Consider the following 20,242-nt stretch of genomic DNA (forward strand, 5'->3'; position numbering starts at 1 on the left):
CATCATGTCGGATGGTCTTGTTATCAAGACTTCTTGATTAGTCGATCATACGCCAACTTACAAAAGCTGTCTTTAAGCCCATATCTTAGTTTCAAGTATTTTTATTGGGGTTTAGTTCAGTAATTTTCAAATTAATTGATTAAAATGGAATTCTGTTTAGAAAGAATAACAACAGTTATTTCTAATTTTAAATAAAAGCTACAAAAATAACCAAATTCCAAGGTTTGAATTACATTTTTTTTATGCGCTTTACATTTTGTGCACGGTTATTGCTTAAGTTTATATGCCAATGTAGGTAATACAATCAAACAAGCGAGGGTTAAGACGATGGAATTAAAAGCACACTTATATCGTTTAGAAAATATTAAAGCGATCCATGATCTTGCAAAAGCAGGTGTGGATCATCATGTCATTTCCGTTTTTTTAACAGCAGAAGGAATCGAACTCAGCAGCTTAGAAGTTACCAATATCGTGAATACCTATGATGAACTTGGAAAAGAAAAATTACCAAGTAAAAAAGTCCAAGCACTTATCAACGCCAAAAAAATCGGTCAGGAGGACGAAAACTTACCATGCCCTGTTTAACTTTTACATTTAATAAAAACCTCGAAATATTTTCGAGGTTTTTTATTACACTAATTAAGGATTTGCACTATCTGTTCGTAACCAGACGACTGTACGACCTAAGGCAGAAACGCCCATATAACCGCGCATACGTAAACGTTTACCGTCACCCGTTACGACCGCTTTACCTTTATAAACTCTACCACTTGTTGCTTCTAATACTCGACCTTCAATATATGAATCTGGCTTATCTGGATCTTCTCTAAAACCTGATAAAATTTCTAAGCCAAGAATTGGCTTATTGGTATTTGGAGCTGGGCACTTGGTACAGTTCGCAAGGGAAAAACCACGAGCATTAGGATAACGATAAACAATTTTCCCATGAAAGCGACCATCTGATCCTTTACGGATTTCAACAATCGAAAGTTGCTCACCTGTACGTTCTTCAATACTTTTCCAATAACCTTCGATCGAGGCTGAAAAAGCAGTCATGCTTAAAAAAGCAATAGAAACTCCCATGATTCCTTTCATAAACATTTGATTTAGCATACTAACCCCGTCTTTTAAAAACTAACCCATTCATCTTTATAGGTTTAATTATTGAAACTTATCACACTTCACTAGAACTTTCACTCTACTGGTGCGTTCTTTTGCTTTAAAAAAATTATCTAACTGATATAATTCATGTAATCAATAACTTTATTTTTTAAATACAAAATAGATTCTTCACATTTCTATCAACTTACAAGATTTTTTAGGCATTTCTTTAATGAATTTTTATACATAGAAGCCTCAACGTTTTGAATAAGAAAAATCTTTTTTATGCTCGATCTCTTAGGATATAGCATAAAAAACCTCTCTGATTCAATATCAAAGCATTGAAACTGATCTACATAGATGAATTCATAAAATGACTAAAAGACGATTAGACATGAATTCATTTAGATATAAACCCAGATATTGAACCAAATTTATTTGTTCAACAGGGTTATGGATTGGCACTGTCAGTCCTAATCCAAACTTGGGTACGACCTAAAGCAGAGATCCCCATATATCCGCGCATGCGTAAACGTTTACCATCAGCACTTAACTGAGCTTTGCCTTTATAAAAATTGCCCGTTTTAGGTTCAAGTATTTTTCCGTCTATAAAATGGTTTGGATTTTTAGGGTCTTCTCGCAAACCTGATGCGATCTGAAGTCCTAAAATAGGTTTGTTTTTGAAAGGCTCAGGGCATTTCACACAATTGGTTAATACACTACCACCACCTGGAACAGGGTAACGATATACAATTGTTCCTGTATAAGTATTATCAGGTTTCTTTTTAATTTCTACGATTGAAAGCTGTTCGCCCGTACGGTCATCAATACTTTTCCAAAAGCCTTCAGGTGTCATCGCGAAATTAGCAGTTGCGAATAGGGCAAATGAAATTCCCACGATTCCTTTCATGAGTGAATGTTTTTGCATAATATGCTCTCCCTAAGTGCAAAATAGATCCATCTGATATACATTTTTATTCCAATGTTCTTAGACAGTCAACAAGACGAGTGGATATTTAATTGTTTAAAAGCACAATAAATTTTAAACAATTCATATATTAAAAAAGAAATGATTACGGATTCGCACTATCTGTGCATATCCAAACCGTATTTCTACCCAAAACTCAAATTCCAACACAACCGCGCATATTTAAATGCTTACCATCAGCACTTAACTCAGCTTTGCCTTTGTACACTTTTCCAGTTTTGCTCTCTAAGATGCGTCCATTAATAAAACTATTTGCTTTATTGGGGTCTTCAACCAAACCAGTTAAAACTTCTAAACCTAAACGTGGCTTTCCTGTATACGGCGGTGGACAGTTAACACAATGTGTTACGATCGCCCCTTGCGCATTCGGATTAATATAAACGATTTTTCCGCGATAAGTGTTATCCGCTGCTTTCTTGATTTCAATAATAGTCAGTTGTTCGCCTGTCCGATCATCAATACTGCGCCAATAGCCTTCAATTGTACTTACCTCTGAGAGAATACTTGTAAAACAAGCAATTAATGCAATAGAGCATTTCAACAATATTGATTATTCATCCTTATCTCTTTCTACTTCTAAAACAAACTTAATAACATCTTTTAATTGGGACAGAAATTTACCATATTTTAAAAAATGGATAAGCCACCTGCTTAGCTTTTATATAAAATTCAGTGGATTCAATCTCAATACAAAACCACTTTTTCAGTGCAAATAATCTTTTTCTCACTCCGAGCACGAGCAATGTATAATCCTTTCATTTCATGGTTATATAGGTTTATTGTCAATGGATTTACAGATTCTGCAAAAGCAGTTAGATGAAAGTAGCCATTGCCCATTGTGCCAAGCATCCATGTTCTGGATTGAAGCTGAGCAATACTCACAAGAATTCCAATTTCATGAATGTAGTCATTGCCAACATCGTGTATTTAAAAGTGACAGCAAGCTGAATTGCCATTGTGCTCAATGCACCGCTCAGCGCAAAAAACAAACTCAACAAACCATTTTACAAGAACAACGTAAATACAAAGTCAAAGATGAAGTGATTTATAGCCTGAATCAACTCAGCTTTATGCATAAATTATTCTTACTAAGTTTGTTGGACAGTTATGCTCGTGAAGATGTACAGCATGATGAATTCATCCACTGGAAGAACATTAAATATCATGATTTCACCCCCAATTATTTATTTCAAAATCAACTCGTTCAAGAGTTACTCAAATTAGGCATCTTTAAATCACAAGATTCGAGCCTAGAACCAGAACATTTTTATCTTAATCTTCGGCTTGATGGTTATTCTGATCCGAGTCTATTTAGTGTAACCCAACAATTGCGCCATTGGTTTTATGAGAATCTAAGTTTAGGTATTCCCTTCAAAACAACAGATGAAGTTAAAGATGCTTTGTATTTGATTCTTTATCAAGAAATCGTCCAGTTCATGCAGTTTTATTGTAGAACTTGGGGAATTCAAATTGCAGGCAATCGCTCCTTTCAGGCCTTTTGCTATCGCTTGATGGAAGGACTCGCAGTGGGTCAAATTTTTTACTTAATTCAAACTGCGTTAGAGTATCTCTATAAGCAAAACGCATTGCAGCCAAGAAACGATAAATTTATTAATACCAACTTACTCAAAAAGACATTAGCACAATATCGTGAACGCGCTGTGGCTGAACGTTGGGAAACCACAACATTACCTCGCCCATACACCATTCCATTTAGTAAAATGAGCGAAGTATTATTATTTAAATTCTTGGGTTATGACGAAAGTGTTTTTATTCAACCTGTCTGGAAATCTTGGCGCAAGATTGAACCTCGTTTAAATTTTTATGCAGTAAAGCGTTGCATGTATTGCGGTTCAAATGATCTTGTAGTCGATTATGATGCTACAGACTATGTATCATTGATTTGTCGTCGATGTAAGCATCAAGACCACTACTTTACGCGTTAAACTATTATTTTTTAAAATTCTTAAGGGGTGATGAATGTCACAAAAACAACAACTCATTGAACAAGTGATTGAAGCTTGGCAAGCTCTTCAGCAACAAGCCCCATTGGTACAATGTATTACCAATAGTGTCGCCAATAATTACGTCGCAAATATCTTACTTGCAGCTGGTGCATCGCCCGCAATGATCGACAATCCATTTGAAGCAGCAGATTTTACAAACATTTGTGCAGCTTTAAGCATCAACATTGGTACACCGACGACTGAACAAACTCAAGCGATGCTCATTTCTGCTGAAACAGCGCAACAGCAACAAAGACCATGGGTACTCGATCCTGTTGGCTATGGATCAATCCTGAAATGGCGTAGTGAAACTGTCGATCAATTACTCAAGTTTCAACCTACGATTATCCGTGGCAATGCATCTGAAATCAGCACTTTAGCGGGCAGTCAAGTTCAATCTAAAGGCGTTGATAGCACATTAAATAGCCATGATGTCTATGCTCAAGCAAAAAGCTTGTTACAGCATACCGAATGTGTTGCGATTTCTGGTGAATCTGACTATATCATTTCCAAACAATTGGATATGGTAATCAAAGTAAATGGTGGTTGCCATTTACAGCCTAAAATTACTGCAACAGGATGCGCTCTAGGTGCATTAACCGCCGCTTATCATGCAGTAACGAATTCAACCATTGCGGCGCTTGCTGCACATATTCATTTTGCTATTGCAGGCAAACTGGCATATGACCATGCTCAAACAGTTGGAAGCTTTAATGTCGCTTTTTTAGATTATATTCATATGCTCGATGATAATTTAATTCAGCAATATGTAGACATTGAAATTTTATAATTCAGCTCTGCTTATTCGCAGAGCTTAAACGCTATTTCAGTAATAAATAAATGTCTGTGATCAAATCACATTCATCTACATCATGAACAAAGTTGTGGTAGTGAAAAAAGACGGGAAAATCCCCTACTTCACGTGCTGATTGTGGTAACCAGTCTCGATATAGATAGTAAACACTGTCTTTAATATGATCGTAACTGCCCAAATACCGAATCACGGCATAATTGCCTTTGGGAAGAGTACCAGTGCTTACACCTTATGTATTTTCAGGGATATCCGCCGTGATTGTTCCAGCAATATCAAAACGGAATTCATCACTTAAAGTCTGTTCAGGGTCAGAAAAGGGAATACCGTAGGTGCGGCTTTTTGCTATAGAAGATAATCCCGTTTCTTTGCGCCACTGAATAAATTGTGCTGCCGTTTCAAATACACGTTCTGGTGCACTGTGATGAGAAATAAATGCAATTTTCTCTTCTGCTCTTTCTACAATATTAACATTCATCATGATTTCTCTCGGCGGTAATGAACAAACACACCTTTCATGCCAAGACGACCAACGCGGCTGTTCTCTAAAAGCACTTGGGGGTTAATCAAATGAACGTTTAAATGCGCGGCTAAATGCTTCAGGGCTATCAAAACCAGACTGTAAAGCAATATCAATAATTTTGGTGTCAGTAGAAAATGTAAGAGGCATTTAAATCCCTTATTCGATAAACAGTAATGCTAAACGGACTTGATCATAAGCCATGCGCGGACTTGTAGCTTCCACAATTGGACGTAACTTAATTGAACCATCATCGGTAAAATGCTCAGGATTTTTACGTTTGTGTAACCGTTTATAGATCTTACGAACTTCTTCAACGACTTCATCACCAGGGTTAGCAATGGAAATATCTAATCCTTGCTCTTTATGCAATCGCGCGAGATGGTTAATAATCGTTGCAGGCGTTAGCCCTCGCTCATGCGCGATATCTTCAATTTCATAACCATCTTCAAATAAAGCACGTGTTTCCTCTAAAGTCGCTGCTGCATAATTCTGTTTTTCGCCTTTCGAAAGTTTTTTCTCGTTGCGTGCAATTTCAGTTGCATTCAGCGTGCCGCCACAATGACGAATAAAGGCATTATGCTGTGGGGTTAGATCAATATTTTCAAAATTCACTTCTGCTTCGGTCGATAATTCCTGAAAACGGCGGTCTGCTTTAATTGCTAAACTATCCAACTCTAATGCTTGTTCATTAAACCCAAGCAATTTCAGTCCAGTCAGTGACTTTAATCGAGACAAAGCCACATAACCCTGACCTTTTTCAAAAGTATGCGTTAAATTAATTTCTGCTGCTTCTAAAGTCATACCTTGACTTTTATGAATGGTAATTGCCCACGCCAAACGTAAAGGAATTTGCTGATAACTTGCAATCACCTTGCCTGCTTCATTTTCAATTGACCATGTTTCTGGCTCAACAAGTAATGTCGTTCCATCTGTCAATTTGACCTTTGGTAAAATCCCTTGTTTATCATCTTCCTCAAAACCAATCACTTCACCTAAACTGCCATTGATATAACCCATATCAAAGTTATTTTTGACAAACATCACTTTGGCATGTTTTTTAAGAGTCAATTCTTCAGGTGCACGTACCGATGACTTCAGTGTTTCGATTAATTTTTCATTACCATCTAAAACAGCATTAAATTGATGACTTTCATTCTCAATTTCGTTCAGATGCTGATAATTGATGTTATCCACATCCATATTATGTGTGTATAAACGGGTAAAGGTTTCACCAATATCGTGCTGACGCGATTGGTGTAATGCAAAAATATGATTCTGCTGAATGGTCTGTGCTCGAATCGCATTTAATATTTGATTTAAAATTTCATCATCCTGACGGTGTTGCTCAGTCAAATAGCAAACTCGGAATTTTGCTTCAACCCACGCTTCAGACATGAAGCAAAATTTATCTCGATTACTTTCATCTTTCTTACCTACTGGTGGTAACTGGAAAAAGTCACCTGCAACAATGACTTGAATTCCACCAAAAGCTTCATCACTTTCTTTGAAGTATTTAAGCACCTGATTGACTAAATTAAGCTGTTTGGCATGCAGCATTGAAATTTCATCAATAATCAAGACTTGGGCATTTTCTAAATGCTCTTTTAAATATTTACGCTCTTTCATACGCTTCAGATCATCATCACTCAAACGATCTTTAATTCCAATCCCTGCCCACGTATGAATGGTCATTCCATTCATATGCGTAGCCGCGATCCCTGTAGAAGCCGTAATCGCAACGGGGACTTTTCGCGCTTTAAGATAGTGAATATATTGATTTAGCGTATAGGTTTTTCCTGCACCCGCGGAACCTGTTAAAAAAACATTTTCCCCAGCTTTAAGTAACTTCAGTGCAGTCTCTTGTTTCATAATTTCTTCAGTCAAAAACAACAGCACATAGCTTAACGATTTTTTTGTAAAAGTAAAAACTCAAACTGATTTTGAGAACTGTTTGTATCTCACTTTTACATTGACATCCAAACATTTTCATTTAATGTGTTTCTTAATTAATTCAGATTAGATATAAAAATGAACATTTCAAATTCATATAAATATCAAACAGATATATTGGGAGAAGATTATCAGCAACTCACTTTAAATTTTGCTGATGATTATGATGGGAAAGTCGTTGCAACATTAGTTCGCAAGAAATCAGCTCAAGCCACCAAGAAAGCAGTTCTATATATTCATGGTTTTTCTGACTATTTTTTCCAAACAGAAATGGCAGAACAATTTAACCAGCATGGTTATGATTTTTATGCTCTCGATCTCAGAAAATATGGTCGCTCAAAATTACCGCATCAGAAGTTTTATTATCTACTCGACTTACGTGAATATGATGCTGAAATCACTAAAGCACTCGAAATTATTGGTCAAGAAAATCATAACCAAGTTTTACTTGCTGGGCATTCAACGGGCGGCTTAATTACAACGCTCTACGCCGCACATTACCCAGATCATCGCCTGATTAAAGCACTATGGAGCAACAGTCCTTTTTATGATTTTTATAAAAGTGTAATAGAGAAAAAAGTTGGTATTCCCTTATTAAGCGAAGTTGGCGAACGTTTACCAAATGCTAAATTCCCAAGTGGCTTAAATCAATGGTATACACCAAGTCTACATAAAGATTTCTATGGTGAATGGGATTTCAACTTAAATTGGAAGCCCAAATCACTCCCTTTTGTTCATTTATGTTTTGTAAATGCGATCCACAAAGCACAAAAAGAAATCCATCGCGGTATTAGTTTAAATATTCCAACCTTGATTATGCATTCACACCAATCCAAATATCCAAAAAAATGGGGTGTTGATGCACAGCAAAGTGATGTGATTTTAGATGTCAAAGATATGACACACAATGCAAAGAAAATGAAAGGTGATGTACAAACCTTAGCAATCAAAAATGGCTTACATGATTTAGTCTTATCTGCACCGCCTGTGCGAAAGAAAGTCTATGAGGATTTATTTTCTTGGCTTGAACAAAAAATGCCTTAACTAAGCTCTATTTATAGTGATTACACAGATTATGGATACTTCAATTTCTTTGCCTAAAACAGTTTATGCAATTCAACATCTTGCATTTGAAGATTTAGGTTCATTAGAAGATATTTTTTATCAACTCGGTTTCCGTGTTCGTTATTTTGAAGCGGGTGTGGATGATCTTAAACCCGCTTTAAATTATGAAGGTCTTACCATTATCCTTGGTGGACCAATTGGTGTTTATGAAACTGAAGACTACCCTTTTCTTATAGAAGAAATTGAAGGCCTTAAGCAACGATTGAATACGAATAAACCAACTATTGGTATTTGTTTAGGCGCACAATTGATCGCACATGCATTAGGTGCAAAAGTCTACGCAGGTCATCAAAAAGAAATTGGTTGGAGCCCATTAGAAATAAAAAATCTTGATCAAAACCCATTATCAGGATTAGAAAATATTCATGTCTTACACTGGCATGGTGATACTTTCGATTTACCATCACAAGCAACTTTACTCGCTAGCTCAGAAATTTATCCAAATCAGGCATTCGCCGTGGGAAATAATATTCTAGCTTTACAATTTCATCTTGAGATAAACCAACACAGTTTTGAGAAATGGCTCATTGGGCATACGTGTGAAATACGGCATGCAGGCTTATCAATTCCTCAGTTACGACAAGCTAATTTAGATTATGCTGAACAATTAGAAAGTAAATGCAGGGCAATTATTGAATTTTTTTTAGAAAAACTTGATGATTGAATTCATGACTCGAAAACAGTATGTTTATGATAAATTTAGACATACTATTTGCCTAACTTAAATTAGTTATTTGAAAAATAGAATATTACACTTATTAAAATTTTATTACAGAAACAAACATTAAGACCAATAAGTAACGACAGTACTTGCAAGCTATTTTCTAAAAAAACAATAAAATAATATCATTCATTCATACTCTTTTAGTTGGAATAAAAATATGATCAAGTTAATAAAAAGTTTTCACTCAATCAATACTTATTTATTCATGTCGACGGCTTTATTTATTTCAATGATTATTTATTTCTATCACATAAATCCATAATATAATAGAAAAACCCAATTTAAAATTGGGCTTTTCCATGTCTAAACTAAATTCTTCGAGCTAAAAAAAGTTCAAATTCACCTAAAGGTTATTTCTTCTCTACTTTAAAGCTATCTTTAAGATCAAGAATACGGTTAAACACTGGTTTTTCAGCTTGATGATCATGTTGATCTGCAACAAAGTACCCCTCACGCTCAAACTGGAAACGATCTTCAGGTTGCGCTTGTGCCAAAGCAGGCTCAATCACCGCTTGAACGACTTTTAATGATTCAGGATTTAGATTTGCCAAGAAATCATCATCTGCATCTGGCGCAGCTTCGGTAAATAAACGATCGTAAATACGAATTTCAGCAGGTATACCTTTCGTTGCAGAGACCCAATGAATAACCCCTTTGACTTTACGACCTTCAGGGTTTTTGCCTAACGTTTCAGGATCAATTGAACATTTAAGCTCAATTACTTCACCATTGGTATCCTTGATTACTTCATCACACTTGATCACATAAGCATGGCGTAAACGCACTTCGCCTTCTGGAATCAAACGTTTAAATCCTTTTGGTGCAACCTCTTCAAAGTCTTTACGATCAATATAGATTTCACGTGTTAAAGGAATGATACGTTCGCCCATATCAACATTTGGATGACGTGAATGAGTTAAATCTAATTCTTCAGGTAAATTAGTCAATGTGACTTTTAATGGATTCAGTACAGCCATTCCACGCGCTGCGGCATTTTCCAAAGATTGACGAATACAGAATTCAAGCATTGCTACATCAACAATACCATCTGTTTTCGACACACCCACACGCTTACAAAAATCGCGCAAACCTTCTGGAGTAAAACCACGACGACGCATCCCAACAATTGTTGGCATACGCGGATCATCCCACCCCTGTACATGATTACCCTCAACCAATTTACGCAATTTACGTTTAGAAGTAATCGTGTAATCGATGTTTAAACGTGATGACTCATATTGACGCGGTACAACAGGAGAATGAACTTTCTCCACAACCCAATCATAGAATGGACGGTGATCTTGGAACTCTAAAGTACAGAGTGAATGAGTAATCCCTTCAATTGCATCTGACAATGGATGAGCATAGTCATACATTGGATACATTTTCCACTTATCACCTGTCTGGTGATGTTCTGAATGCAACACGCGATAAAGGATTGGGTCACGCATATGTACATTCGGACTTGCCATATCAATTTTGGCACGTAAAACCGCTTTGCCCTCGCCCAACTCACCATTACGCATTTGTTCGAAACGCGCCAAGTTTTCCTCAAGTGTAGCATCGCGGTATGGCGAGTTTTTACCTGGCTCCACAAAGCTACCGCGATTCAACTTGATTTCTTCAGGCGTCTGTAAATCCACATAGGCATCCCCCTGTTCAATTAATTGAACAGCCCATGTGTAAAGTTGATCGAAATAACCAGAAGCATAGCGAGGCTCACCATTCCAGTTAAAGCCCAACCATTTCACATCATTGGCAATACCATCAACATATTCTTGTTCTTCGGCATCTGGGTTTGTATCGTCAAAACGTAAATTACATAGACCATCAAATTCTTCGGCAATACCAAAGTTCAAACAAATTGCTTTGACATGACCAATATGCAGATAACCATTTGGCTCAGGCGGGAAACGAGTTACAACTTTTTGGGTACGACCTTCTTTTAAATCATCGGTAATCACCTGACGTACAAAGTCCAAGCCTGCCTGTTGTTCTTGCTGCGCGGCATCGACAGAGGCATGAGTATTCGGCGTCGGGGTCTTTGGCAGTTCTGAAACAACATCATTTGGCTTCATAGGGTGTAAATCACTTCTTACAGTTAAAAATGGGAAATAAAAACGCAATCTTTGCTATTTATGAAAGATTTTAACGTTTTTTACTTGCCTTGTAGTTTACAGTTTGCTTATGCTTCTCTCAACCAAAAACCCATGGTCACAAACCCATGTTTAGGAGATTAATGTAATGAGTTTTCCTCAAGTCGAATTAAATACCAATAAAGGTCGTATTGTTCTTGAGCTTAACGCTGAAAAAGCACCAAAAACGGTTGCAAATTTCTTAGAATATGTACGCGACGGTTTCTATGACGGCGTAATTTTCCACCGTGTGATTGATGGTTTTATGATCCAAGGTGGTGGCATGGACGAAAACTTCAAAGAAAAAGCAACACGTGACTCAATCGAAAATGAAGCTGACAACGGCTTAAGCAACGATGAAGGCACAATTGCTATGGCACGTACGCAAGCTCCTCATTCTGCATCTGCTCAATTCTTTATCAACGTAAAAAATAACTCTTTCTTAAACCACACAGCGCCAACTGCACAAGGCTGGGGTTATGCGGTATTTGGTAAAGTTGTAGAAGGTATGGATGTTGTAGCTGCAATTAAAGGTGTGCGTACTGGTAACCGTGGTTATCATGCTGATGTTCCTTTAGAGAATGTAGTTATCGAATCTGCTAAAATTATCTCTGAATAATTTTATCCAACAGGATTCTTTGTGACTTATCTGTTTATTTCAGATTTACACTTGTCACCTGATCACCCTCGACTCGTTCGAGGGTTTTTGGCTTTATTGGAACAATATCAGGATAAAAACACACACCTCTATATTTTGGGTGATTGGTTTAATGCTTGGATTGGAGATGATTACACCGCCCCGTGGTTAGATGAAATTGTCAGCGCTTTGCAAAAATTCACCGCAGCGAATAACCAAGTTTATTTCCAAGTGGGGAATCGTGATTTTGCCTTAGGTCAAAAATTCTTAAAGCAATTTAATGGGATTTTATTACCTAACGTTTATACCTTAAATATTCAGCGACATACGTTCCGACTGGAGCATGGCGATGCGCTCTGCACTGATGATGTTGCCTATCAGCGTTTTCGCAAAGTGATTCGCAATCCCATCTTATTGGGGCTAATAAAACGTACCCCTCTCAGCTTTAGACAAAAGCTCGCCAATGGCTTCCGTAAAAAGAGTAGTGAAACCAAACAACTAAAAAGCTATGACATCATGGATGTAAATGCAAAAGCAGTTGAAAATGTCATTACTGAAGTCGATTATTTAATTCATGGCCATACCCATCGCCCTGAAATTCATCAAGTGTTGAATAAACAACGTATTGTTTTAGGTGATTGGCGAGAAGACTCCGCTTGGATTTTAGAAATTAACGAACAAGAAAATAGCAGCTTGGATTTTAAAAAGTGGACCTATTGATCTTTATTCCATTCGACTTTTATCGATACCCAAATCACATTTAGACACTTTTCCTACCTGCTAGATCCAGTAAAATAAACTGATTTTTTATTTGGTTGATAATAGATGGATTCCCTACACACCGCAAAAACACGTTACACCACCAAGGCATACGATGCGAGTAAAAAAATTCCAAAAGAACAGTTTGAAAAACTACTCTAAATTTTACGCTTCAGCCCTTCTTCAGTAAATATTCAACCTTGGCATTTTTTAATTGCTGAAACAGATGAGGCCAAACAACGTATCGCATCAGCACAGACAGGCAATTACATCTATAACGCGGCTAAAGTTCTAAACTCTTCCCACACCTTAGTATTTTGCACACATACTGATATTTCTGCCGAATACAAGGCTTAAAAGCATCTGTTATTGTTTCACTCGGCTATCGTAGCGAAAATGACTTTAATGCAAAATTACCTAAATCACGACTATCTGATGAGGTTGTTTTTACACGTTTATAACAATCCTTCATCCAATGGGAGTGACTCAATCTACTCCCACTGTTTTAATTCATCATTGCTTTAGCCAATAACATGACTGAAACAATACCACTGATTAATCCAATCCAGGTATAAGTTTTTAAGCGCTCTTTGAATAAAATCACTCCACTTAGTACACCTAGAATAACCACCAGTATATTCATTCCAGCAAAGACAATCGCAGGCGTTTCTTTGAAAATCATATGTGCTTTAACATACAAAGCAATATTGGCAAAGTTCAGTACACCCAAACATAATCCCATAAAAATGTTTTTAGTTTGCCAGTTCGGTTGGGTAATGGCGATATAAATGATAGATAAAATAAAGGCTGTAATAAAAGTTAAATTTAGCGTGATCGCAAACTGTAAGCCTAAACTACTGCTATATTTTAGTAATACATCAATAGCTGCATAACCCGCCCAAACACTAAACAAAAATAAGGCTGATTTTAAGCTCATGCCTTTACTTGCCTGCTCTGTGGCCTGTCCCATAATGATCGCTAAAATTGCCATAACTCCGAAAACAACCCCAATTAATTTCAATTGGCTAAATTGCTCACCAAAAATAAAATAGGCAGCTAATAACGACAGTATGACTGCAAGCCGCTGAGCAATTTCCGTTTTTAAGATACCAGCGAATTGTAGCGACTTGGCTAAGCATAAAAATATACTTGGTAATAATAGACCTAAAACAAGAATTAACCACCAAGGCGTATTATTGAGAGAAATATGAGTAATATCGGTTTTAAACCAATAAAAGCATAAAAGGCTTGCGCTCAAATAATTCCACGCGATGATTTGAAAAATATCAAAACCTTTTGCTTTTAAATATTTTAAAAGAATCGAGACCAATACACTACAGCACGCAGCTGCAACAATCATTTCCATAGTTTTTCTAGCTATGTAAAAACACAAAAAAAGCCAGTCTATTATTAGACTGGCTTTTTTAAAAGATCATAAATCAATTAACGATTATTTTCGTCTTCTTGACCATCTTCAAATTTAGTTTCGCTATCGAAGCCACCTTGATGACCGAAGCCACCTTGACCACCGAAGCCACCTTGACCACCGAAGCCACCTTGACCACCGAAGCCACCTTGACCACCGAAGCCACCTTGACCACCGAAGCCACCTTGACCGCCGAAGCCACCACCTTGACCGCCAAAGCCACCTTGACCACCAAAGCCGCCAGTAGAACCTTGACCACCGAAACCACCAGTAGCACCTTGTGCAGGGAAACCACCAGTAGTACCTTGTGCGCCAGCTGGACGTGGGTTACGCGCAGGTACAACTGTAGAAATCGCGTGTTTATAAACCATTTGACTTACAGTGTTTTTTAATAAAACTACATATTGATCAAAAGACTCAATATGCCCCTGTAATTTAATACCGTTCACGAGGAAAATAGAAACTGGAATACGTTCTTTACGGAGAGAATTTAAGAACGGATCTTGTAAAGTTTGACCTTTAGACATTTGTAACTCCAAAAAATTTTTAAATCAGCGCAAAAAAACTATCTTTATTTTTCAACTAAAAATTATAAAAAGACAGCCTGCGAATTTTGCTTTATCCAAAGAAGTTTCGCAAGTCTTCTTTCGCCTGCTTTATCGTCACGTAAGTTTTAAAATCGTGTGTTTCTTGCAAAGAACGTAACCAAGTGTATTGACGTTTGGCAAGTTGCCGTGTCGCAAATAATGCTTTGTTCTCCATTTCTACTTTATTTTTGAGACTTAGGTCACTTTTTAATAAAAAATCTAAAGCTTGACGATAACCCACAGACCGCATGGATGGTAAATTATCACTTAAATCGTATTTTCTAATTAATTCCTCTACTTCATTTAAAAAACCAATACTCCACATTTTGCTTAAACGTTGCTCAATACGTTGATGTAATTCTACCCGATCTGGCATCAATGCGTAATTATGAAATTTGTAACGATATGGTTGATTTTTAGGCTGTTCTGCCTGTAGTTTTGTTATTGGTTCACCTGTAATTCGGTAAACTTCTAATGCCCTAATAATTCTTTGTTTATCTGAAACTTTGAACTTTTGTCCAGCAATTGGATCAACAGAAACCAATTCATCATAAACAGACTGCCAGCCTTCAAGATCAGCTTTAGCGAGAATTGCATCACGAATACTTTGATTCGCATTCGGTAGATTATCAGCTAATCCTTCAAGTAGCGATTTAAAATATAGCATTGTGCCGCCCACTAAAATTGGTGTTTTGCCACGCGAATGCATATCATCAATTAATGGGCAAACATCTTCAACAAATTGTGCTGCTGAGTATACATCCAATGGCGTAATAATATCGATTAAGTGATGCGGGTATTGTTGTTGCTCTTCTTTTGTGGGTTTAGCAGTCCCAATATCCATATCTTTATAAACTAAAGCTGAATCCACAGAAATCAATTCGAAATTACCGCGTTCATAGAGTTCGCATGCCAATGCTGTTTTACCACTTGCGGTAGGCCCCATTAAATTGATGACGGGCAATTGATTTGACATGTAAAACTACTCTCCTCGAGCAAATAATTTATCTAATTGATGCAATGGAAATGCGCGCCAAGTTGGACGCCCATGATTACATTGACTGGCAAATTCAGTTTGTTCCATTTGGCGTAATAAAGCATTCATTTCCGAAAGACTGAGTTGTCGATGTGCTCTTACAGCCCCATGACACGCCATACCAGCAAGAAGCTCATCACGTTTTTGTAATAGGCCTCTGGCTTCATCATTTGGATCAAGATCATTTAATAATTCTGGAATTAAATTACTAAAGTCAGCTTTATGCAAAATGGCAGGCACACCACGCACAATCACTTGATCATCGCCGTATTGATCAATTTCCAACCCCAAACGTTCTAATTGTGGTTGTAAATCTTCAACGCGAGTCGCTTGCATACGAGTAATGGAAACAACTTTAGGAATCAGCAGTTGTTGTGAAGTCCAAAATTCAGGTTTATCCCATGTCGACTTCATCTGCTGCAACAAGATACGTTCATGTGCCGCATGCATATCCACAATGATCAAGCCTTCAGTATTTTGCGCCAAAATATAGATGCCATGCAGTTGTGCGATTGCAATTCCCAAAGGAAACTCATCTACACGTGATGGACCAGGATTATTTCCATCTTCTGTTTCTTCACGTAAAGGCGCTAGATAGCTTTTGAGTCCATTATTTAACTGTGCAGAGCCATTATAACGTGGTTCTTGAGGTGTTGAATTGTACTGTACTGCCTGTGGGCGGCTTTGATTAAACTCAGTGAGTAAATCTGTCGAAACAACAACCTGCTGATTGGCTTGTCGTTCAGGCTCAGCTACTGCTCGATGTAAATTGAATTGTTCTTGGTATTTTGGCTGAGGCTGATAATTAAAATTTTCTGCCTCAGCTTCATCTGTTTTCATCGCTTGTGCTAAATCAGCAGTTGCGGTTTGAAATTGAGACAAGGTTGCTTTGGCATAATGCCGTACAAACTCATGTACTTCACGCTGGTTCAAAAAACGAATTTCATGTTTGGTTGGATGTACATTCACATCGATATTTTCAGGATCAACTTCTAAAAACAATAAATAAGATGAATGTTGATGACCATGCAAAATTCCTTCATAGGCCATACGTAACGCATGTGAAATGGTTTTGTCTTTGACAATACGACCATTCACATACACATATTGCATGTCAGCCTGTGCTCGTGCGTCGGAAGGATGCCCTAACCAGCCTGACAAACGCATATTGATACTTTCAGCATCGATCCAATAGGCATTTTGAATAAACTGTTGACCTAATAACTGCTGGACACGCTGATAACGTAATTCACCACTATCAGCAATCGGCAAATTTAAACGAATATTATCATTATGTTCGAGTACAAAACGAATTTCAAAATGAGTCAAAGCCAAACGACGGACTATTTCTTCAATATGACCAAATTCTGTACTTGGTTTTTTTAAAAACTTTCGGCGCGCTGGCACATTGAAAAATAAATCTTGTACACGAATATGTGTACCTTTTTGTGCTGCAACAGCCTGTATTTGTTGATGATCAAATGCTGTTCCATTCACTTCAACCCGATAGCCCACGCCTTGTTCATCTTGGCTACTGGTCAACGTCAAACGTGATACTGCAGCAATCGAAGCTAATGCTTCTCCACGAAAGCCTAAACTAACAATTGCATGCAAATCTTCCGATGTTTTAATTTTACTTGTCGCATGCCGCATCACCGCTAATGGTAAATCTTCAGGATGAATTCCATGGCCATTATCAATGATTTCAATCAGGGTCGAACCACCTTGCGCTACCCGAATAAAAAGTTCGGTTGCGCCAGCATCGATTGCATTTTCTAATAATTCTTTAACAACTGATGATGGACGTTCAATCACCTCACCCGCAGCAATCTGGTTGGCTAAGGCAGCATCAAGGGTATGAATACGACGAGTTGAATCATGCGCCATTCAATTGTTCCTGCAAAGTTTGAGATAAAGATTCGGATTCAGTGGTTAGCGTAACAAACCGAGTCAATTCATCATCCGATTTTTGGATATCAATGATTAGATCAGCTTTTGGAATTTCATCTCCACCTTTTGAAGGCCATTCAAATAAGAATAAAGCATCTGGGGTTTCTAAATAATCACGAATTCCCATCAGTTCTAATTCATAGGGATCATCTAAACGATATAAATCAAAATGGAAAATTTCTTTGCCTTGAATGGTATATGGCTCAACCAAGGTATAAGTTGGGCTTTTTACTGAACCTTGATGCCCAAGATTCTGGATAAAGTAACGCGTAAATGTCGTTTTTCCAGCCCCTAAATCACCAATCAAATATATAACGCCTGAATGCACTTGTTGTGAGAGCACTTGCGCAAATTTTTGAGTGTCTTGTTCATGATTTAAAGTAAATTTCACTGAATATGACATGGCAAATAGAATAAAATTGGGATACCCGCTATGATAACATCGCCCTGCGTTAAAGCCTAATGCACCGAAATGAATTGCTTCTTTTTAAAACGTTCAAGATTTTAAATATGACCTTACAAAATAGAGTAAACCCTTGGGGAAAATTGCGTCAGCATCCTTCTAAAAAAGCGATGCTGATGGGAAATCGTGGCGGTCGTCTCCATAACTCGAATAAACAGATTATTAAACAATGGGCAACACAGTCATGGATTCATTGTTTAACAACATTCGGTAATATTAAAAGAGAAGTTTTTGGTGACTCTTATTCAGAATTATTTTTTTTAGATGAAGCCACAGCTTTATCTGCAGGACATCGTCCCTGTGGCGAATGCCAAAGAAAACGTTATCAAGAGTTTAAAAAAATCTGGTTGAATATCAACAATGCAGGTATATCAATTTCAGCAAAAGAAATGGATAAACGTATCCACCAAGATCGAATTAATGCTGAAAAAATGCAGCATACATTCCAAGCAAATCTTTCAGAACTGCCTATTGGAACTTTTTTTGAATATGCTTCTGAAGCGATTGTAGTTTATAAAGAAAACTGTTATTTGATTTGGTCTTTTGATGGCTATCAAAAGAAAATTGAATTACCTCAAAATCTTATAGTTACTGTGTTAACACCTCAAACTTTTGTAAAAATGTTTGACCATGGATTTGTCCCAAATTTTCATTCTTCAGCATCACTCAAAATAATATGAATACGGTTGAAAATTTTATCCCTCCAGTGATCAATGGGGTTAGTGCCAGTAAAGTCTTTTTACCTCAAAATATTTCGGCACCTACCATTTTTGAATATCTTTGCCAACACTTCTCGCATATTCAAGCCAGTGAATGGCAGCAGCGCTTTGCTGATCAGTTAATTTATGCGGCTGATGGTGACATCTTAAACATAGAAAGCCACTATACGCCTAATACCCATATTTTTTATTATCGTTTTCTGGCGCATGAAATTCATGTGCCTTTTCAGCATGAGATTTTATACGAAAATGAACATTTACTCGTGGTTGATAAACCCCACTTTCTTACGATGACTCCAACTGGGCAATATGTTCAGGAAACATTATTAGTACGTTTAAAAAAGCAAACTGGATATGAGGATCTAACCCCGATTCATCGACTGGATCGCGAAACAGCGGGCATCGTTTTATTCTGTAAAAAACCAGAACTTCGAGGAATATACCAACAACTTTTTGCAGATCGAAAAGTGCAAAAAATCTATCACGCGATTGCAGCTTATCGAGCTGAATTACATTTTCCACAAATATTACAGCTCCATTTAGAAAAAGGTCAGCCGTTTTACACGATGCAAATTAATTCTGAAAAACCTCAGAATTCTGAAACTTTGATAGCGCTTTTAGAACACAATCAACATTACGCAAAATATCAGCTTAAACCCAAGACGGGTAAACAACATCAATTGCGTGTGCACCTTAATTACTTAGGCATTCCAATTTTAAATGATCCGTTTTATCCAGTTGTCGCACATAAAGCCGATGATGACTTTGAACAACCGCTCCAGTTGTTAGCAAAAGAGATTTATTTTATCGATCCCGTTTTAAATCAAGAAATGCATTTCAATTCTAAATTTGAATTGATATTGTAAATACAACGTAATGACAAAATTGCTATTTTTTCACTTCAGAAATATTGAAATTACATTGCAATGGTTTAGAATACATGACGATAATTAAAAATATTTGGTCGTATTCTGTATGCGAAAAACAGAAGTTTATCAAGTTCGCCTTGATTCACAGGAAAAGAAACAAGCTTTTGCCGTTTTTAAGCAGTTAGGTATATCCCCTGCCCAAGCTGTTCGTCTTTTCTTTAAACAAGTTGTATTGACGAAATCAATTCCTTTTGCGATTGAAAATCAAAACATTAATATGGAACAGTTACTCAAGCTCCGTAAATCTAAAAATGCAGCAATAAATGATCCTTCAACTGCTATAGATTTGCATGTTGAAGACGATCATGAAGATCTATTTGAAGAATTGAATGCACTGTTAGGTGAAAGTGACAAAACTTAACAATGTTGCATT

20 protein-coding genes and 2 pseudogenes are annotated in these 20,242 nt (G+C 37.1%); 11 read left to right on the plus strand and 11 right to left on the minus strand.

Annotated features, from left to right (window positions below; all coding sequences use genetic code 11):
• The first annotated feature begins 327 nt into the window (after positions 1-327).
• Positions 328-585 carry a hypothetical protein gene (locus ABLB98_RS08560; RefSeq protein WP_004661424.1) on the plus strand — a complete coding sequence of 86 codons (258 nt, stop codon included), beginning with the start codon at positions 328-330 and terminating at the stop codon, positions 583-585.
• Positions 586-639: 54 nt separating this feature from the next.
• On the opposite strand, the gene ABLB98_RS08565 is transcribed toward ABLB98_RS08560, so the two are convergent.
• The 3 genes from ABLB98_RS08565 to ABLB98_RS08575 form a co-directional block, all read right to left on the minus strand.
• Positions 640-1,113, minus strand: a complete 474-nt coding sequence (locus ABLB98_RS08565) for a DUF2147 domain-containing protein (protein ID WP_087536842.1) — start codon at positions 1,111-1,113, stop codon at positions 640-642.
• Between the two features lie 439 nt (positions 1,114-1,552).
• Positions 1,553-2,029: a DUF2147 domain-containing protein gene (locus tag ABLB98_RS08570; protein ID WP_087536841.1), complete on the minus strand. Its 477-nt coding sequence runs from the start codon at positions 2,027-2,029 to the stop codon at positions 1,553-1,555.
• 196 nt (positions 2,030-2,225) lie between these two features.
• Positions 2,226-2,636, minus strand: coding sequence for a DUF2147 domain-containing protein (locus ABLB98_RS08575; RefSeq protein ID WP_348882493.1), 411 nt, complete (start codon positions 2,634-2,636; stop codon positions 2,226-2,228).
• Between the two features lie 238 nt (positions 2,637-2,874).
• Between ABLB98_RS08575 and ABLB98_RS08580 the strand changes: the two genes are divergently transcribed.
• A complete protein-coding gene (locus tag ABLB98_RS08580; RefSeq protein ID WP_087547160.1) occupies positions 2,875-4,035 on the plus strand; it encodes a hypothetical protein in 1,161 nt (386 codons plus the stop codon).
• A gap of 34 nt (positions 4,036-4,069) precedes the next feature.
• Entirely contained in the window at positions 4,070-4,885 is an 816-nt protein-coding gene (gene thiM / locus ABLB98_RS08585) for a hydroxyethylthiazole kinase (protein ID WP_005215423.1), read from the plus strand.
• Positions 4,886-4,916: 31 nt separating this feature from the next.
• On the opposite strand, the pseudogene ABLB98_RS08590 reads toward thiM, so the two are convergent.
• A pseudogene (locus tag ABLB98_RS08590) lies at positions 4,917-5,555 on the minus strand (GyrI-like domain-containing protein); the annotation flags it as partial.
• Between the two features lie 30 nt (positions 5,556-5,585).
• Positions 5,586-7,298, minus strand: coding sequence for an AAA family ATPase (locus ABLB98_RS08595; protein ID WP_348882450.1), 1,713 nt, complete (start codon positions 7,296-7,298; stop codon positions 5,586-5,588).
• 159 nt (positions 7,299-7,457) lie between these two features.
• Here ABLB98_RS08595 and ABLB98_RS08600 point away from each other — a divergent pair, with 159 nt between their 5' ends.
• The gene (locus tag ABLB98_RS08600) at positions 7,458-8,423 is read left to right on the plus strand and encodes an alpha/beta hydrolase (RefSeq protein WP_348882451.1); all 966 of its coding nucleotides are present in this window, start codon (positions 7,458-7,460) and stop codon (positions 8,421-8,423) included.
• A 31-nt stretch (positions 8,424-8,454) separates the two neighbouring features.
• Complete coding sequence (locus ABLB98_RS08605; RefSeq protein ID WP_348882452.1) at positions 8,455-9,168, plus strand: glutamine amidotransferase; 714 nt, start codon at positions 8,455-8,457, stop codon at positions 9,166-9,168.
• A gap of 410 nt (positions 9,169-9,578) precedes the next feature.
• On the opposite strand, the gene ABLB98_RS08610 is transcribed toward ABLB98_RS08605, so the two are convergent.
• Positions 9,579-11,306, minus strand: coding sequence for a glutamine--tRNA ligase/YqeY domain fusion protein (locus ABLB98_RS08610; protein ID WP_348882453.1), 1,728 nt, complete (start codon positions 11,304-11,306; stop codon positions 9,579-9,581).
• Between the two features lie 166 nt (positions 11,307-11,472).
• Here ABLB98_RS08610 and ABLB98_RS08615 point away from each other — a divergent pair, with 166 nt between their 5' ends.
• The 3 genes and pseudogenes from ABLB98_RS08615 (at position 11,473) to ABLB98_RS08625 (ending at position 13,220) form a co-directional block, all read left to right on the plus strand.
• Positions 11,473-11,982 carry a peptidylprolyl isomerase gene (locus tag ABLB98_RS08615; protein WP_087536121.1) on the plus strand — a complete coding sequence of 170 codons (510 nt, stop codon included), beginning with the start codon at positions 11,473-11,475 and terminating at the stop codon, positions 11,980-11,982.
• A 21-nt stretch (positions 11,983-12,003) separates the two neighbouring features.
• Positions 12,004-12,720, plus strand: coding sequence for a UDP-2,3-diacylglucosamine diphosphatase (locus tag ABLB98_RS08620; protein ID WP_348882454.1), 717 nt, complete (start codon positions 12,004-12,006; stop codon positions 12,718-12,720).
• Positions 12,721-12,825: 105 nt separating this feature from the next.
• Positions 12,826-13,220, plus strand: a pseudogene (locus ABLB98_RS08625) (nitroreductase family protein).
• A 44-nt stretch (positions 13,221-13,264) separates the two neighbouring features.
• Here the strand turns inward: ABLB98_RS08625 and ABLB98_RS08630 are convergent.
• The 5 genes from ABLB98_RS08630 to tsaE form a co-directional block, all read right to left on the minus strand.
• The gene (locus tag ABLB98_RS08630) at positions 13,265-14,125 is read right to left on the minus strand and encodes a DMT family transporter (protein ID WP_348882455.1); all 861 of its coding nucleotides are present in this window, start codon (positions 14,123-14,125) and stop codon (positions 13,265-13,267) included.
• Positions 14,126-14,202: 77 nt separating this feature from the next.
• Positions 14,203-14,712, minus strand: a complete 510-nt coding sequence (gene hfq, locus ABLB98_RS08635) for an RNA chaperone Hfq (protein ID WP_348882456.1) — start codon at positions 14,710-14,712, stop codon at positions 14,203-14,205.
• Between the two features lie 91 nt (positions 14,713-14,803).
• Positions 14,804-15,748: a tRNA (adenosine(37)-N6)-dimethylallyltransferase MiaA gene (miaA, locus tag ABLB98_RS08640; RefSeq protein WP_348882457.1), complete on the minus strand. Its 945-nt coding sequence runs from the start codon at positions 15,746-15,748 to the stop codon at positions 14,804-14,806.
• A 6-nt stretch (positions 15,749-15,754) separates the two neighbouring features.
• Positions 15,755-17,695 (minus strand): DNA mismatch repair endonuclease MutL, encoded by a 1,941-nt coding sequence (gene mutL, locus ABLB98_RS08645; protein ID WP_348882458.1) that lies wholly within the window; start codon positions 17,693-17,695, stop codon positions 15,755-15,757.
• A complete protein-coding gene (gene tsaE / locus ABLB98_RS08650) occupies positions 17,685-18,161 on the minus strand; it encodes a tRNA (adenosine(37)-N6)-threonylcarbamoyltransferase complex ATPase subunit type 1 TsaE (RefSeq protein WP_256414980.1) in 477 nt (158 codons plus the stop codon). The genes mutL and tsaE overlap by 11 nt, the downstream gene beginning before the upstream one ends.
• 107 nt (positions 18,162-18,268) lie before the next feature.
• Between tsaE and ABLB98_RS08655 the strand changes: the two genes are divergently transcribed.
• From ABLB98_RS08655 to ABLB98_RS08665, 3 genes are all read left to right on the plus strand, one after another.
• Positions 18,269-18,901, plus strand: a complete 633-nt coding sequence (locus tag ABLB98_RS08655) for a hypothetical protein (RefSeq protein ID WP_348882459.1) — start codon at positions 18,269-18,271, stop codon at positions 18,899-18,901.
• Positions 18,898-19,806: a pseudouridine synthase gene (locus ABLB98_RS08660; protein ID WP_087547175.1), complete on the plus strand. Its 909-nt coding sequence runs from the start codon at positions 18,898-18,900 to the stop codon at positions 19,804-19,806. The genes ABLB98_RS08655 and ABLB98_RS08660 overlap by 4 nt, the downstream gene beginning before the upstream one ends.
• A 109-nt stretch (positions 19,807-19,915) precedes the next feature.
• The gene (locus ABLB98_RS08665; RefSeq protein ID WP_087544280.1) at positions 19,916-20,230 is read left to right on the plus strand and encodes a type II toxin-antitoxin system RelB/DinJ family antitoxin; all 315 of its coding nucleotides are present in this window, start codon (positions 19,916-19,918) and stop codon (positions 20,228-20,230) included.
• Positions 20,231-20,242 lie beyond the last annotated feature (12 nt).

Source organism: Acinetobacter yuyunsongii, from assembly GCF_041021915.1.
Taxonomy (GTDB): Bacteria; Pseudomonadota; Gammaproteobacteria; order Pseudomonadales; family Moraxellaceae; genus Acinetobacter.